The organism is Novosphingobium mississippiense (assembly GCF_044029535.1).
Classification (GTDB): domain Bacteria; phylum Pseudomonadota; class Alphaproteobacteria; order Sphingomonadales; family Sphingomonadaceae; genus Novosphingobium.
The window spans coordinates 287,962-302,369 of the sequence record NZ_CP147003.1 but is presented as its reverse complement, the minus strand read 5'-3'; the positions used below and the strand labels follow the sequence as shown (position 1 = coordinate 302,369).

Annotated in this window: 15 protein-coding genes; 8 read left to right on the top strand and 7 right to left on the bottom strand. The window is 64.9% G+C overall.

Annotation, left to right across the window (positions count from 1 at the left end):
• Positions 1-4: 4 nt before the first annotated feature.
• On the bottom strand, positions 5-1,180 hold the full coding sequence (locus WBP06_RS19895; RefSeq protein WP_395336496.1) for a thiolase family protein: 1,176 nt from the start codon (positions 1,178-1,180) through the stop codon (positions 5-7).
• Positions 1,177-1,575, bottom strand: coding sequence for a Zn-ribbon domain-containing OB-fold protein (locus WBP06_RS19890; RefSeq protein WP_395336494.1), 399 nt, complete (start codon positions 1,573-1,575; stop codon positions 1,177-1,179). Before WBP06_RS19890 ends, WBP06_RS19895 begins: the two co-directional genes overlap by 4 nt.
• A gap of 139 nt (positions 1,576-1,714) precedes the next feature.
• Between WBP06_RS19890 and WBP06_RS19885 the strand changes: the two genes are divergently transcribed.
• Positions 1,715-3,352: a GMC family oxidoreductase gene (locus tag WBP06_RS19885; protein WP_395336492.1), complete on the top strand. Its 1,638-nt coding sequence runs from the start codon at positions 1,715-1,717 to the stop codon at positions 3,350-3,352.
• A gap of 120 nt (positions 3,353-3,472) precedes the next feature.
• On the opposite strand, the gene WBP06_RS19880 is transcribed toward WBP06_RS19885, so the two are convergent.
• On the bottom strand, positions 3,473-3,862 hold the full coding sequence (locus tag WBP06_RS19880; RefSeq protein ID WP_395336490.1) for a DUF6911 family protein: 390 nt from the start codon (positions 3,860-3,862) through the stop codon (positions 3,473-3,475).
• Positions 3,863-4,053: 191 nt separating this feature from the next.
• Positions 4,054-4,827: a LuxR C-terminal-related transcriptional regulator gene (locus tag WBP06_RS19875; protein ID WP_395336488.1), complete on the bottom strand. Its 774-nt coding sequence runs from the start codon at positions 4,825-4,827 to the stop codon at positions 4,054-4,056.
• Between the two features lie 151 nt (positions 4,828-4,978).
• On the opposite strand from WBP06_RS19875, the gene WBP06_RS19870 reads away from it, so the two are divergent.
• On the top strand, positions 4,979-6,097 hold the full coding sequence (locus tag WBP06_RS19870; protein WP_395336486.1) for an acyl-CoA dehydrogenase family protein: 1,119 nt from the start codon (positions 4,979-4,981) through the stop codon (positions 6,095-6,097).
• A 173-nt stretch (positions 6,098-6,270) separates the two neighbouring features.
• Here the strand turns inward: WBP06_RS19870 and WBP06_RS19865 are convergent, their stop codons facing one another.
• Both WBP06_RS19865 and WBP06_RS19860 read right to left on the bottom strand, forming a co-directional pair.
• Positions 6,271-7,047, bottom strand: a complete 777-nt coding sequence (locus WBP06_RS19865; protein WP_395336484.1) for a ThuA domain-containing protein — start codon at positions 7,045-7,047, stop codon at positions 6,271-6,273.
• On the bottom strand, positions 7,044-8,474 hold the full coding sequence (locus tag WBP06_RS19860) for an SRPBCC family protein (RefSeq protein WP_395336482.1): 1,431 nt from the start codon (positions 8,472-8,474) through the stop codon (positions 7,044-7,046). Before WBP06_RS19860 ends, WBP06_RS19865 begins: the two co-directional genes overlap by 4 nt.
• Before the next feature lie 149 nt (positions 8,475-8,623).
• Between WBP06_RS19860 and WBP06_RS19855 the strand changes: the two genes are divergently transcribed.
• The 6 genes from WBP06_RS19855 to WBP06_RS19830 all read left to right on the top strand — a co-directional run bounded on the left by WBP06_RS19855 (position 8,624) and on the right by WBP06_RS19830 (position 13,773).
• Positions 8,624-9,403 (top strand): SDR family NAD(P)-dependent oxidoreductase, encoded by a 780-nt coding sequence (locus tag WBP06_RS19855; protein WP_395336480.1) that lies wholly within the window; start codon positions 8,624-8,626, stop codon positions 9,401-9,403.
• The gene (locus tag WBP06_RS19850) at positions 9,400-10,218 is read left to right on the top strand and encodes an SDR family NAD(P)-dependent oxidoreductase (protein WP_395336478.1); all 819 of its coding nucleotides are present in this window, start codon (positions 9,400-9,402) and stop codon (positions 10,216-10,218) included. Before WBP06_RS19855 ends, WBP06_RS19850 begins: the two co-directional genes overlap by 4 nt.
• A gap of 172 nt (positions 10,219-10,390) precedes the next feature.
• Positions 10,391-11,182: an SDR family oxidoreductase gene (locus WBP06_RS19845; RefSeq protein WP_395336476.1), complete on the top strand. Its 792-nt coding sequence runs from the start codon at positions 10,391-10,393 to the stop codon at positions 11,180-11,182.
• Positions 11,183-11,221: 39 nt separating this feature from the next.
• Positions 11,222-12,883, top strand: a complete 1,662-nt coding sequence (locus WBP06_RS19840; RefSeq protein ID WP_395336474.1) for an FAD-dependent oxidoreductase — start codon at positions 11,222-11,224, stop codon at positions 12,881-12,883.
• Complete coding sequence (locus WBP06_RS19835; RefSeq protein WP_395336472.1) at positions 12,880-13,389, top strand: VOC family protein; 510 nt, start codon at positions 12,880-12,882, stop codon at positions 13,387-13,389. Before WBP06_RS19840 ends, WBP06_RS19835 begins: the two co-directional genes overlap by 4 nt.
• A gap of 12 nt (positions 13,390-13,401) precedes the next feature.
• Positions 13,402-13,773, top strand: coding sequence for a putative quinol monooxygenase (locus tag WBP06_RS19830; RefSeq protein ID WP_395336470.1), 372 nt, complete (start codon positions 13,402-13,404; stop codon positions 13,771-13,773).
• Between the two features lie 207 nt (positions 13,774-13,980).
• On the opposite strand, the gene WBP06_RS19825 is transcribed toward WBP06_RS19830, so the two are convergent.
• The gene (locus tag WBP06_RS19825; RefSeq protein ID WP_395336468.1) at positions 13,981-14,400 is read right to left on the bottom strand and encodes a nuclear transport factor 2 family protein; all 420 of its coding nucleotides are present in this window, start codon (positions 14,398-14,400) and stop codon (positions 13,981-13,983) included.
• Positions 14,401-14,408: the final 8 nt, after the last annotated feature.

Here is a 14,408-nt window from a genome sequence, read left to right as displayed (position 1 = left end):
CGTTCTATCGTTCCAGAATCGTCACTGCCGATACCCCGGGTGCGCCGTAGACGTGGCTGTAGGCCGTCTTCGGGCCGCCCCCTCGCTTGTGGCCGGGCACCTGACGGCCACCACCGTCGCCGCGCAGTTGCACGACGTTTTCGTAGACCTGCCGCAGCCCCGAAGCGCCGATCGGCTCTCCGCAGGCGAGACAACCGCCATCGGTATTGACCGGCAGCGCGCCGCCGATCTCGGTCCGCCCCTCGGCCAGCCAGCGTTCCTGATCGCCATCGGCGCAGAAGCCGTTCTCGGCCATGTGCATGACCTCGGCGCCAGCCTCAGTATCCTGAAGCTGGGCCACGTCGATGTCCCCCGGTCCGATCCCGGCGAGCCGGAAGGCATCGGCGGAGGCGATGCGGGTGGCAGTGCCGCGCGGCACGCTATCATCCGCCACTACGTCTACGCTGGGCGAAAAAACCTCGAAGCTGTGCGGCGGGCGGGTGCGCATGGTCGCGGCCTTCAGGCGGACCAGCGGCTTGCCCAGTTCACGCGCCTTCTTCTCGCTGGCGAGGACAAGCGCCACGCCGCCCTCGGCGGGCGAGCAGAACATGTACTTGGTATAAGGATCGGAGACGAGCGGCGCGGCCAGGATCTCCGCGATCGGCACGGGCTGGCGGCGCCAGGCATGCGGCGCATGGGCGCCGTTGCGAAAGGCCTTTTCGGAAACGCGCGCCAGCGTCTCTTTCGAGATGCCGAACATGTGCATGTAGCGCATGATCTTCGCCGCGAAGAACTGGGTGGTGACCATGTAGCCCGCCTCTCCGTACCAGTCCGGCAGGTTGTATTCGCTGGGCAGCGCGTTGAAGGCGCCGCGCGGGTGCTTGTCGAACCCGACCGCAAGGCCAAGCTCGAACTCGCCCGACTTGATCGCCATTTGCGCCGAAAACAGCGCCGATCCGCCCGCTGCGCAGCCGTTGCGCACATTGATGAACTGCACGCCCGTCAGGCCCAGCCGGTCCACCATGGTATCCGGATTCCCGGCAGCATCCGAACTGCCATAGGCGAACTGGACTTGCGGCCAATCTACGCCCGCGTCGGCCAGCGCCTGCCGAACCGCGAAGACGCCCTGATCCACGCCCGACAGGCCATCGGTGCGCCCGAAGGGATGGATGCCGATGCCGACGATGCAGACATCACTCATGCGGGCGCTCCTTCCATCGGCGCGAAGGCGGGAATAGCGAGCGGCTCGGCCGCGTCGGGATCGAGCACCACAGGCACGAGGCGCACCGGCATCCCGATCCGCACCGCGTCTAAATCCACGTCCACGAGCCGCGCCTCAACGATCACTTCGCCCAGCAGCTCGACATAGGCGACGATCCACGGCGCAAAGGCATCCGGCCCTGCATAGGGCGGCGTCTTCGGCCGATAGCGCTGCACGGTGTAGGACCAGAGCCTGCCCTCGCGCGCCAGCGGCACCGGATCGCAGCTATCGCCGGCGGGACAGGGAAACACCACGCGCCCCGTGGCCCGTTCGCGGCCGCCCAACAACCGGGGCGGCGTCTCGTCGGTAAACAGGCCTTCGGCAATGGCGCGCATCGTTCTCCCCATCTCTCGGCTTTCGAGTCCGTTGATGTGAATGGTTTAAGCGCGCCCGCCCCGCCTTTGTGACTCATCAAAACGCTAGGGTAGCCAATGTGCCAGTTCGTGCGACGCATGACGGCGGGAGAACGAACAGATGGCAAAAGCCTGGGACTATATCATTGTCGGCGCCGGTTCGGCCGGCTGCGTCATGGCGGAACGACTCAGCGCCGACGGCCGATCGCAAGTGCTGCTGCTGGAAGCGGGCGGCAGCAACGACAGCTTCTGGGTCACCTTGCCCAAGGGCGTGGCCAAGCTGGTCAAGAAGCCCGAGCACATGTGGGCCTATCCGGTTTCCCAACCGCGCGAGGAAGGCGCGAACGAGCAGAGCGGCGGCGAAGTCTGGATCCGGGGCAAGGGCCTTGGCGGCTCATCCTCCATCAACGGCATGATCTGGAGCCGCGGCGAACCGGCGGACTATGACGCGTGGGAGAGCGAGGCCGGCGCCACCGGCTGGAACGGTGCCAGCATGACCGAGGCGTTCCTGGAACTGGAAGATCACGCCGCCGGCGCTTCGCCGATGCGCGGCAGCGGCGGCCTCGTCCATGTCGATCCGGCCTGTTTCAAATATCCGCTGGCAGAGCGCATGATCGAATCCGGCCAGGCGCTGGGACTGCAGCGCGTGGACGACCTCAACGCCGCAACCGGTCCGCGCGTTGGCTATTACAGCCACAATATCCGGGGCGGGCAGCGCGAATCCTCTGCGCGCACTTATCTGGCGGCGGCGCGCGGGCGGCCGAACCTGACGGTGGTGACCGGCGCGCTGGCGGAACGCATCGTGTTCGACGGCACCCGCGCCGTGGGGATCGACACCGTGGTCGACGGCCGCCCGCAGCGCTTCGACTGCGCAGGCGAAATAGTGGTGAGCGCCGGCGCGATGGAAAGCCCCCTACTGCTCCAACGATCCGGCATCGGCGATAGCGGACGGCTGAAAGCGGCGGGGATCGCGCCGCTCGTCCATTCCCCCGACGTGGGCGAGCGGATGATCGAGCACCTGTCGATCTCGCTTCCCTACCGGCTGGAGCACGGGCGCGGCACCAACCGCAGCTTCTTCGGTCTGGGCGCGGCCATGGCCATGCTGCGCTATCTGCTGCGCCATGACGGCGTGCTCGCCACTGGGCCGTTCGAGGTTGGCGCCTTCTGCAACGTCGCCCATCCCGATGGGCGCACCGACGCGCAGTTCTACCTTGGCGGCTACACCTTCAAGGTCGGCGACGACAAGGATCCGGTCCCGCTAGACAAGATCGACCCGCGCCCGGGCGTCACCATCTACGGCCAGCTCCTGCGCCTCACCAGCGAGAGCGCGGTGCGGGCGACCGGGCCGAACTCCGGCGACCTTGCGGACATCCGCCACAACTTCCTCTCCACCGAGCACGATCGCCGCTCCGCCGTCGCGCTGGTGCGCAAGATGCGCGCGTTCATGACGGAAGCGCCGCTGGGGCAGATGGTGGGCGCGGAACTGGTGCCCGGCGCGGAAATCGACAGCGACGCGGCCATCCTCACCGCGTTCCGCCGCCTGTCCAGTTGCGGCCTCCACGCCATCCGCTCCTGCCGCATGGGCAGCGATCCCGCCGCCGTGGTCGATCCGCGCCTGCGCGTAAACGGCGTGACCGGCGTGCGGGTAGCGGACTGCTCGGTGATGCCGGGCCACGTAACGGGCAACACCAACGCCCCCGCCATGGCGTTGGGCCTACGCGGGGCCAAGCTGATGTTGGAGGACCGGATTACATTCTAATTCGAGCCGGGCGGCATGATCAAATTCCGGCGCTGAACAAATGTCGGCTTTCCGGTGGCGTATCAATGCAGCGGAGAGCCGGCTTTTTCGGGGGAAACGGTAAATCTGAATTTGATCGACTCAGATGACGACCATTCTTGAAACGGTTCCAGAATCAATAAACTCGGCGCAAATTTCGCTTATATATTGGATGTCGCTTGTAATATTGGTAGACGGATAGCGCTCACCCATGAAGTCCATCAATTCACAATTCGCTCCATCGTTGTCGATTGATCTAACGATCACCCCATCTGGGACAATGGTCTCTAGGTACGGCATATACAGGCAGTTACTGATCTGAATTTTCAACTCCGAAATTTTTATATCTTCCTCCGAGTGTATAAGTCCAATAACACCGCAATCTCGAATGTATTTAATTGCTGCCACAACCGAACTTAAATGAGGATTTTCTCTTAAAGGCAGCTGGATTCGCGATCCATCTTGAGCATAAAACCCACCAAATCTAATCATGCGAGAACCTCGTTGAGCGCCCTTCTAATTGCTTCGTTTCCATTTCAGTGAAATGATGCTTGGGTGTATCATAGGCGCTATCTTGCTGGGCGAGCACGTCCGCTTTGTTGGCGTATCCGAAACGTCCGCTCCCGAGCTAGAATCTCGCAAAGCGGCCGTCCGAACCCGCTCAAACCGCCTTAGAGCAGCCCCTAGTTGTGCAGCGAGATATATCCCAACTGCGCTGCCTTGAAGACCGTTTGGCTGCGGTTCACCGCGTTCAGCTTGGTCGCGGCGTTGTGGATGTGGAATCGCACCGTTGCGCGGCTGCGTGACATGATCATGCTGATTTCCAGATCGGTCTTGCCGATCGCCGCCCAGCGCAGGCACTCCACCTCTCGCTTCGAAAGCCGCGATTCCGGCGGCAGCGCCTGGGTGGAACCCATCACCTGGATGTATGTCGCGATGAAGGTGCGGGCGTAGAGCCCCAGCGCGTCCGACAGGCGCAGGAAGTCTTCCGAAAGGTCGGTCCGGTCCTTGTCCAGCGGGTTGAAGCTCACTGCGCCGATCTGGCCGAAGGGAAGATGAACGGGCACGGCGATGCAGGCGCGGGTCATGGCGCGCTGTTCGAAATTGGCGATGTCGATGGATTGCAGGTAGGCATTCGGCTCGCGCGTCCGAAAACCTTGCGCATTGGCCCAGAACGGCTGGCTTTCGAAGCGACAGGCCGTCGTCAGCGGGGAATCGAGCGCGATGCGCGAATTGCGCCACCACACACGCTCGTCATCGCCCCAGCCGAACACTTCGATGGCCAGCACCTTGCCCTCTCCATCCACCGGCGTGCGCTTGTCGGCAATGTCGTGCGCGGGCGCGGCGCGGTAGCCGAGGTCGATGGCGATCTTGTGCAGAGCCTCTGCCGCGGGCCGGATACCGGCCGGGGAAGCCACGCGCACGGCGTCTATGTTTTCCTGTGACAACAGCGACATGTTTTTCCTCTCTTGGCACAGAGCGTAACGCGTCCCGCCGGGGTGCACAATTGTCCGAAAGCCCAAAAACGGCTTGTGCAGCCTAGCCTTTTGCCCAGCGGAGATGCTCCCACGGCAGGTGCTACACCCGTGTGACAGACGGGAGAGAGATGTGAATTTCGACCTCAGCGAAGACGAGGAAATGCTCAAGGCACTGACAGAGCGCTTCGTCACCAATACTTACGACCACACCACCCGCCGCGCCTTCCTGGCCGAACCGAGCGGATTTTCCAGCAAGAACTGGGCGCTTCTGGGTGAACTGGGCCTGATCGCCGCGCCGTTTCCGGAGGAACTGGGCGGCCTCAACCTCGATGCCACCGGCATCGCCACGATATTCGAGGCGCTGGGCCGCGGCATGGTGGTGGAACCGCTGGCCGAGGCTTCGGTACTGGCCGGCCGCCTGTTCGCGCGGACCGCGCCCGAGGCACTGCGCGACGAATGGCTGGACGGACTGCTCACCGGTGAAAAACGCCTCGCCCTCGCCCATGCCGAAGTGGGCGCGCGCGATGGGCTGACCTGGGTCGAAACCAAGGTAGTGGCCGACAATGGGGGGTATCGACTGGATGGCGCAAAGCCCTACTGCATCGCCGGGGGCGGTGCGGACGGCTACATCGTCTCCGCGCGCCTGACCGGTACGCCCGACGACGCGACAGGCGTGGCGCTGTTTCTGGTGCCGGCCGAGGCACCCGGCCTCTACCGCCGCGAATGGCCGATGGCCGACGGCTCCATCGCAGTCGCCCTCACCTTCGACGGCGTACAGGTTGCCGAAAGCCATCGGCTGGACGGCGGCATTGCCGCGATAGAGGAGGCGCAACAAGTTGCCGCAATCGCCCGCTGCGCCGAAGCGCTGGGCATCATGGAGCGCATGTTCCACGATACGCTGGACTATGTGCGCACCCGCGACCAGTTCGGCGCGGCGCTGGGCTCGTTCCAGGCGATCCAACACCGCATGGTCGCTCAGTACGCTGCCATCGAGCAGAGCCGGGCCCTGCTGAACCTTGCCCTGGTATCGTGGGGCGATGACCGCTTTGCCGAGGCGGTGAGCGGTGCCCGGGCCTGGATCAGCGAAGCCTCGGTCACGCTGGCGCATGAGATGGTGCAGTTCCACGGCGGCATGGGCGTTACCGACGAACTGGCGATCGGCGCCGGACACAAGCGGTTGCTGGTTCTGTCCCGCTGGCCGGAAGGGCCGCAAGCGGCGCTGGATCGGTATCTCGGGATGTTGAATTAACGGCGGGGAAAGAAGAAAGCGGGGCCCCCGCCTGCGCGGGGGCGACGGGGATTGAGTTGGCTAGGGCTAATTTCCATCTGGCGGTAACCGCCCGTCCGAAATGGACCCTACCTGACCCAACAAAGCTTCGTCGCCCCCGCGCAGGCGGGGGCCCCGCTTTCTTCCGCGCGACCTCACCCCTCGCGCTGCTTGATCCAGCTGATCCCCCGGCGCAGTAGCTCGTAGAACACCGGTAGATCCCAGGCGCAGCGGTCGACCGTCGGCCACCAATCCAGCATGGGCTGCAAGTCGTAATGTCCCCGACAGTGGCCGAGCGTGTTGTAAAGCACCGCGCCCTTGCCGTGCCTCTTGATGTACATCACCGGATGCGTGCCGATGGCGTCGGCCGCCTCGACGAAGCCGGTGCCCTCCTCGGTGCATTCGGTTTCGAGCAACACGTGCAGGTCGCCGTGCCGCTCCATGTGATAGAGTTCGTCGGTCGTGTCGAACGGCTCGATCCCCTGCACCAGCGGATGATGGGGATCGGCCACCGTCACCGTGTAAGGCGCGATCGGCGGATGGCTGACGAACTGGCTGCCCAGCAGGTCCATGAACAGCGGCGCCCAGCGTGGCGCGTCCCACAGGCCGGCATGGGGTCCGTCCGCCAGCAGGCGCAGCACGGAATTGGTGCCATGGAGCGCATACCAACGCCCGCCCGCGCTCAACCAGTCGCGCAACACCTCCTGCGCCGCCAGCGAGGGCGTGACATCGCAAGTATAGGTGATCAGCACATGGGCGGAGCGGATGGCGTCGAGGTTCTCGTAATCCTCGAACACGCGGGTCCGCACCGCCGGGTCTTCGGCCAGCAGCTTCAGCAGTTCCAGCCGGGCAAAGTCCATGTCATGCCAGACCCCGCCGCAGATCAGCACGCAGTCGACGCGCGGCGGGCGGCTTTCGGCGGCTTCGCTCATGCCTTGTAGCCACCCAGTTCGCCATTGATGTACTTCATCAGCGTATCCTGGAACTGGCGGATGCGGATTTCCTGATAGTTGCCCAGGTTCACCTTGCCGGTCTTCGAGGCATGGAGCCCCTCCTGCACGAAGGGCAGGTTGTCCATGTCCTGCTCGAACACGTCGCCCAGGATGCCCAGTTCGGGCGCTTCGGTCCACTTCTGGTCCAGCCGCAGCATCTTCAGCGGCGCGCCGCGCGGGATCGGCTGACCCTTGGGAATGCGCGCCAGCACGCGCACTTCCATCACGCAAGTGTCCGGCGTCTTTCCGGGCAGCCAGTTGTAGACGATGTTCGGCATATAGCCGCCCCAGGGCGCGAAATTGGGGAAGACGTTGTAGACCAGCGCATCCAGCAGTTCTGCATCGGTCGCCTCGGCATGGTCGTAGCCGGTGCTCTCGGTATAGGCCGCGCGCATCGCGGCACCCAGCGCGGCGCGGGCAGTGACGCCCTCCGGCACCCGGATCGCCATCGGGTTGGCGGATGCCTCACCCTCGTAATTGTCGCCCGAGCGGCCGTTGTACTTGATGAACTCGTCAACGATCCACTGCTCGCCCTGCCCTTCCTGGATATGCGGGCTCATCACGCCGAAGGGGACGAGGTTGACGTTCACGTTGTCCCCCCAGGTCCAGTAGGCGGCGTTGGAATCGCCGGTGAACGGCAGCAGCTGCGGGTGGGTGACGATGGTGTGCCAGGCCTCCATGAAGGCCTCCATCACCACTTTCCAGTTGGCCGGCACTTCCTTGGCCACGCGCATGACGCTGGCGCATTCCTCGTGCCGCCAGCGCTTGAAATGCTCGGGCAGCGGGGCAAGGAACTCTTCCAGGCTGGGCCCGCCCTTCTCCTCGCGAATGAAGACGTAGCCCGCCCAGCGGCCCACTTCGGCCTCGGGAAGATCAAGGTTCTGTTCGGCAAGGTGGGGGAAATCCCACTGGCAGGGCATGGAATCGAAGCTGCCGTCCTTCTTCCAGGCGAAGCCGTGAAACGGGCAGACGAAATTGTCGGCATGGCCTTCTTCGGTCCGCAGCTTGCGGCCGCGATGGAGGCAGACGTTGTGCATGGCCCGGATCGATCCATCGTCCTGCCGCGAAACGAGGTAGGAGCGACCGGCATTCTCGTAGACGATGAAGTCGCCGGGATCGGGCAGGTCTTCCTCGCGCGCCACGAACTGCCAGACGTAGGGCCACATCCGCTCCCGCTCCAGCTGCGCGAATTCGGCGCTGGTGTAGCGCTGCGCGGGGATCGGGTCGGACCCGCGATAGCTATAGCTCTCTTCGGTCAGGATCGCGGGAGCCGCCCGCGAATCCAGCGCCATCAGTTCGGCCCAGCTGATGCCCTCGCTGCGGTCTTCTCCCAGCGTGGAACCCAATTCGAGGTCGCGTTCGGCCATTGGTCCAAGGTCTCCCAACCTGATTTGTTTTTCCCTGTTTGGGGCATGTCTGGACCGGCGGAAAGGGGAAGTCACCTTGCTCTAATCATAGGTTGCCCCCCGGCGCGGATGGGCCATGTTCGCAACAACGAAGAAGATGGGAGAATGCCGTGAAGCGGCTTGAAGGCAAGGTGGCGCTGGTCACCGGAGGCACCTCGGGCATTGGCGCGGGCGCGGTGAAGCGGCTCTGCGCGGAAGGCGCGCGGGTGGTGTTCACCGGCTCCAACCGTGCCGCCGCCGACGCGGTCTCAACCGAGAGCGGCGCCGAATTCGTCAGCCACAACGTGCGCGACGGCGCCGCGTGGGAGGCGCTCTCCGCCCGGATCGCCAGCGACTACGGCCGGTTGGACTTCGCCTTCGCCAATGCCGGCACCGAACAGGGCGACGGCAGCGTGGAGGATATCTCGCTGGAAGGCTGGGAAAACGTCATCGGCGTCAACCAGACCGGCGCCATGCTGACCGTGCAGCACGCCATGCGCCTGATGGCCCGCAATCCCGAAGGGGCAACGGGATCGATCCTCGTCAATTCCTCGATGAACGCGCATCGGGCGATGGGCAATTTCCTTGCCTATTCGGTGTCGAAGGCGGCGGTCGTCGCGCTGGTGAAGTCGGCGGCGGTCCATGCGGGCAACCGCAAGTACCGCATCCGCGTCAACGCCGTGCTTCCGGGCGTGGTGGAGACGGCGCTGATCCGCAACCTGATCGAGACCTCCGGCGATCCCGTGGCCACCCGCGCCGCCTATGAAGGCATGTCCCCGCTCGGCCGCATGGCACGGGTGGAGGAGATCGCCGCGCTGGTCGCCTGGTTCGCCTCGGACGAATCGCAGTTCGTCTCGGGCAGCGAATACGTGATCGACGGGGCGACCACGGCAGGGATGATGGGCGTATGAACGATCTGGGTTCGCAGCGGCTGAAGGGCCGGATAGCCCTGGTTTCGGGCGGCCTGCGCGGCATCGGCCTGGCCTGCGTGGAGCGCTTCCTGGCCGAGGGCGCGGAAGTGGTGCTGACCGACCTGGAGGCACAGGACAGCGCGCTGGTGGGCGAGACGCTGGGCCGGCTGGGGCAGGCGGCCAGCTATGTGCAGGCCAATGTCACCAGCGAGGATGACTGGGCGGCCACGCGCGATGCCGTCACCCGGCGGCACGGCAAGCTGCACATCCTGATCAACAATGCCGGGATCGACCTGACCGGCCCGGTCGCCGAAACCTCGCTGGAAGGCTGGCGGCGGATCATGAGCATCAATGTCGATGGCGTGTTCCTGGGCGTGCGCACTTTCGTGCCGCTGATGGCGGCGAGCGGCGCGGACGTGACGGGCGGGGCATCGATCGTCAATGTCAGCTCGATCATGGGCCTCGTCGGCATGAGCGAGGTCTCCGGCTACAACGCCAGCAAGGGCGCGGTGCGGCTGTTCACCAAGTCCATCGCGCTGGAATTCGCCGAGAAGAAAATGCCGATCCGCGCCAATTCGCTGCATCCCGGCTTCGTCATGACGCCCTTGCTCAAGGACGGGTTCCAGCGCTGGGTGGACAAGGGTGTCGCCGAAAAGCCGCAGGATCTGGTGGACCTGATGTCGAGCAGGACCCCGATGGGCCGCCTGGCCGATCCTGCCGAACTGGCGAGCGCGGTGTTCTTCCTCGCCTCTGCCGACAGTTCCTACATGACCGGCGCCGAACTGGTCGTGGACGGCGGGTGGACCGCGCAATGAAGCGTTCCTTCGCAAGCCATTCCAATGCCTTGCATGCGGCGGCTTGCGACGGGCCGAGGCCGATTTCGGGCGCGTTCGCCTGGTTTTATGTGTCGTGTACTACCAATTCCGCAGAGGCTGTCCAAGCCCCTGCGGGCAAGGCGCCAGCAAAGACATGAAGGAAAACCCGACTATGACCCCACCATCACCCGGCGCCCTTCCCGATACCGTTGCCGTCGTCACCGGCGCTGCGGGCGGCATCGGCCGCGAGATCGTCAAGGCGCTCAAGGCCGCCGGCGCCACCGTGATCGCCACCGACCTCAAGGACCAGGCGGACGTCGAAGGCGCCGACCGCTACCTGAAGCACGACGTCACCAGCGAGGCCGACTGGCGCGCGGTGGAGGCGCTGGTGCGGGAAAACTACGGGCGGCTGGACGTGCTGGTGAACAATGCCGGCTTCTCGATCGTCACCAGGTTCGAGGAGACGCCGCTTTCCGAATTCCACCGGATCAACGCGATCAACGTCGATTCCGCGATCATCGGCACGCAAGTCCTGCTGGACCTGCTCAAGGCCGGCGGCAAGGCGCGCAAGGGCGGCGCCTCGGTGATCAACTTCTCCAGCGTCGGCGGCCTTCGCGGCGCGGCGTTCAATGCGGCCTATTGCGTCAGCAAGGCGGCGATCCGCATGCTGTCCAAGTGCCTGGGGGCCGAATTCGCCGCGCTGAAGTACAACATCCGCGTCAATTCGGTGCATCCCGGCGGGATCGAAACGCCGATGCTGGCCTCGATCATGGACCGCTACGTCGAACTCGGCGCCTCGCCCTCGCGCGAGGCTTCGCTGGCGGCAATGAACACCACCCATCCCATCGGCCGCCTCGGCAAGCCCGAGGAAATGGCAGGCGGCGTGGTCTTCCTCGCCAGCGAGGCATCGAGCTTCATGACCTGCGACGAACTGGTGATGGACGGAGGGTTCAGCCAGGTGTGACTTTCATGAGGCCCTGAAGAGGCCATCGGGAGAGAGAGAATGACCAACAAGGCATACGATCTCGTCGTGCTCGGTTCGGGCGCGGCGGGGTTGACCGCTGCCCTGACGGCTGCCGAACACGGCGCCAGGGTTCTCGTGGTCGAAAAGGGTGGGAAGCTGGGCGGGACTTCGGCCTGGTCCGGCGGGCAGATCTGGATTCCCTGCAATCCGCACCAGCAGGCATTCGGCAAGGAAGACAGCCGCGACAAGGCGCTGACCTACCTCGCCTCGATGTCGAACGGGCTGATCGAGCCGCAGATGGCCGAAGCCTACATCGACGGCGGCGTCGAGATGGTGGCCTTCCTGGAAGACCGCACCCCGGTGAAGTTCATGGTCGTGCCCGATTTTCCGGACTATCACCCCGAACAGCCCGGCGCGGCATCGCGCGGGGGGCGCACGCTGGAATGCGCGGTCTATCCCTATGGCGACCTTGGCGAATGGCGCGATCGGGTGGAAGTTTCCCCCTATTACTGGCCGCACGTCTATTTCACCGTGGGTGAAACCTCGCTGGCGCAGGCGGTGCCCGATCCGCTCGACCCCGCCGAGGCGAAACGCCGCGCCGACAATGACGAGCGCGGGCTGGGCCATGCCCTCGTCGGCCGCCTGCTGCGCGGCTGCCTGGATCGCGGCGTGGAATTCCTGCTCGGCACCGGCGGCAAGGAACTGCGGATCGAAAACGGCGTGACCCAGGGCGTGGAGCTGGACGACGGCACCGTGATCGACGCGCCCAACGTGGTGCTGGCGACCGGCGGTTTCGAGCACAACGAGGCGTTCAAGGCCGCCTTCCTGCGCGGCCCGCTGACCTCGCCGGTATCGATCCGCACCAATACCGGCGACGGCCTGCGCATGGCGATGAAGGCCGGGGCCATGCTCTCCTCCATGCGCGAGGCGTGGTGGATGCCGGTGGTGGAGGCGCCGCTCAACGAGATGGGCCGCATGCTCTTCACCGGAGAGCGCACCCTGCCCGGCACGATCATGGTCAACAGGACCGGCAAGCGCTTCACCAACGAGGCCGCCAACTACAACGCCTTCGGCGCCGCGTTCCATGTGCAGGACCTCAATTCCTGCTCCTGGGCCAACCTTCCCGCCTGGTGCCTGTTCAACCAGGCCTTCTACGACAAGTGGGGCTTCCTCGACACGCAGTTGATCGGTGTGGGCGACGGCGCACACAAGCGCGAACCCGCCGACTGGATCGCGCGCGGCGATACCCTGGCCGAACTCGCGGAAAAGCTGGGCATTCCGGCAGGGGCGCTGGAGGCCACGGTGGAACGCTGGAACGCCATGGTCGATAGCGGCAAGGACGAGGACTTCGGTCGGGGCGAAAGCTATTACGACCTCTACTGGGGCGATCCCGACAACAAGGGCCGCAAGGAAGCCACGCTGGGCAAGATCGAGGGCGGGCCCTACTATGCCGCCGAGGTCAAGTCCGGCGCGCTGGGCACCAAGGGTGGGCCCAAGACCGATACGCTGGGGCGCGTGCTGGATGTGGACCTGAAGCCGATCGACGGGCTTTACGCAGCGGGCAACGCCATGGCTTCGATGATGGGCATGACCTACGGCGGCGGGGGCGGCACGCTGGGGCCGGGCATGGTCTTCGGCTATCTGGCGGGCAAGCACGCGGCGCAGCGCAATGTCGGCGCGGAAAGCACGGTAGCGGCATGAGCGCCACTCTTCCGGGCGTGATCGGCGTCCATCACATCGGCGTTTCGGTGCCCGATCTTGCCAAGGCGCGGCACTTCTACCTCGATATCCTGGGCGCCGTGGAGGAAGTGGAGCCGCTGCGCTGGGCCGACAATCCCTTCATCGATGAGATCGTCGGCCTGGAAGGCAGCGCGGCGGAGCAGTTCTTCTGCCGCCTTGGCAACGTGCAGATCGAGTGCTTCGAGTACAGCGCCCCGCAGCAGAAGCAGCCGCAGGATCCGCGCCGGGGCGTCAACGAATATGGCTATACCCATATCGCCCTGCAGGTGAAGGATCTTGTCGCCGTTCACGAACGCATCGTGGCGGCGGGCCTTACCGTCCACGCCCCGCCCGAACTGGCAACGATCACAACCGATGCGGACGGCACCAAGCACGGTTATGCCGGTACCTACTGCCGCGATTTCTTCGGCAACGTCTTCGAAATTCTGGAAATCCACGAGACGCCGGCGATCCGGCCGATTGCCTGAAAGGACCCACACATGCGCATCATCGTGGCCGGAACCCTCCGCTTCGCCGGAGACGAAGCCCTATGCTCCGAGATCATCCGCGGTGGCGCCGAGCACATCACCGCCAGCCGCGAGGAGGAGGGCTGCGTGGCCTACAACTGGGCGGTCGATCCGCTCGATCCTGGCGTGATCCACGTCTACGAGGAATGGGAGAGCGAACGCGCCTTGCTGGGCCACTTCGCGCATTCATCCTATGCGGCGATGCGCGACCATCTGGGTGGATTCACGCTGACGGGCTTTGCAGTGCAACTCTATTCGGCCGCGGGGATCGAGCCCGTTTATGATGACGAGGGCTGGCCGCGCAGCGAGATCTTTGGCGTCACGCTCCAGAACTCGATCCACTGAGGCCGCTCGCCCCCCGCACCTCTCACCGCTCAACACGCACCTTCCCCAACCAACCCCGTCATCCCCGCGAAGGCGGGGATCCCGCTTGTTCCTGCGAGCGAGGCGCGAAGGAAGCGGGGCCCCCGCCTTCGCGGGGGCGACGAACTATTGATTGCCAGCCTTGGTGCACCGGCCACGGACCGATCGTTCGAGTGGGATTGAAGTCCTTTACCCCTCAGGCGGGATCAGGAAATCCATCGTGTAGCGCGTGGCCTTCCACCCCGTCGCCGTGCGCACCACATCAAAGTAATAGCGCCCGTGAACGGTAATCCCGCCTCCCGCCTTGTACCGGCCCATGCCGATCACGTAGGCACGGATGGAGGCGCGGTCCCCTGCGTAAGCGGTGATCGCGAAGTTGGTCAGGTAATGCGCATGGGCCGTCATCGCCGCGAACGTGTTTTCAAAAAACTGGCCGATCGCGGCGTGCCCTTCCAGATCCGGAAAGCCGATGCCGGAAAGGTCGAACACGGCATCCTCCACGAAGACGTCGAGAATCCCGTCAATGTCGTGAAGACTATCCACCGCATGGGCATAGGCGATCAGCAGGTCCTGGATCGCCAGGCGATCGTCGATGGGGCATTGCACCATGGGTTTTT

What these genes read in the sequence shown, in the direction of transcription:
- WBP06_RS19895 (WP_395336496.1), bottom strand. Translation starts at nt 1,180, where the DNA reads ATGAGTGATGTCTGCATCGTCGGCATCGGCATCCATCCCTTCGGGCGC.
- WBP06_RS19890 (WP_395336494.1), bottom strand. Translation starts at nt 1,575, where the DNA reads ATGCGCGCCATTGCCGAAGGCCTGTTTACCGACGAGACGCCGCCCCGG.
- WBP06_RS19885 (WP_395336492.1), top strand. Translation starts at nt 1,715, where the DNA reads ATGGCAAAAGCCTGGGACTATATCATTGTCGGCGCCGGTTCGGCCGGC.
- WBP06_RS19880 (WP_395336490.1), bottom strand. Translation starts at nt 3,862, where the DNA reads ATGATTAGATTTGGTGGGTTTTATGCTCAAGATGGATCGCGAATCCAG.
- WBP06_RS19875 (WP_395336488.1), bottom strand. Translation starts at nt 4,827, where the DNA reads ATGTCGCTGTTGTCACAGGAAAACATAGACGCCGTGCGCGTGGCTTCC.
- WBP06_RS19865 (WP_395336484.1), bottom strand. Translation starts at nt 7,047, where the DNA reads ATGAGCGAAGCCGCCGAAAGCCGCCCGCCGCGCGTCGACTGCGTGCTG.
- WBP06_RS19860 (WP_395336482.1), bottom strand. Translation starts at nt 8,474, where the DNA reads ATGGCCGAACGCGACCTCGAATTGGGTTCCACGCTGGGAGAAGACCGC.
- WBP06_RS19850 (WP_395336478.1), top strand. Translation starts at nt 9,400, where the DNA reads ATGAACGATCTGGGTTCGCAGCGGCTGAAGGGCCGGATAGCCCTGGTT.
- WBP06_RS19845 (WP_395336476.1), top strand. Translation starts at nt 10,391, where the DNA reads ATGACCCCACCATCACCCGGCGCCCTTCCCGATACCGTTGCCGTCGTC.
- WBP06_RS19840 (WP_395336474.1), top strand. Translation starts at nt 11,222, where the DNA reads ATGACCAACAAGGCATACGATCTCGTCGTGCTCGGTTCGGGCGCGGCG.
- WBP06_RS19835 (WP_395336472.1), top strand. Translation starts at nt 12,880, where the DNA reads ATGAGCGCCACTCTTCCGGGCGTGATCGGCGTCCATCACATCGGCGTT.
- WBP06_RS19830 (WP_395336470.1), top strand. Translation starts at nt 13,402, where the DNA reads ATGCGCATCATCGTGGCCGGAACCCTCCGCTTCGCCGGAGACGAAGCC.
- WBP06_RS19825 (WP_395336468.1), bottom strand. Translation starts at nt 14,400, where the DNA reads ATGGTGCAATGCCCCATCGACGATCGCCTGGCGATCCAGGACCTGCTG.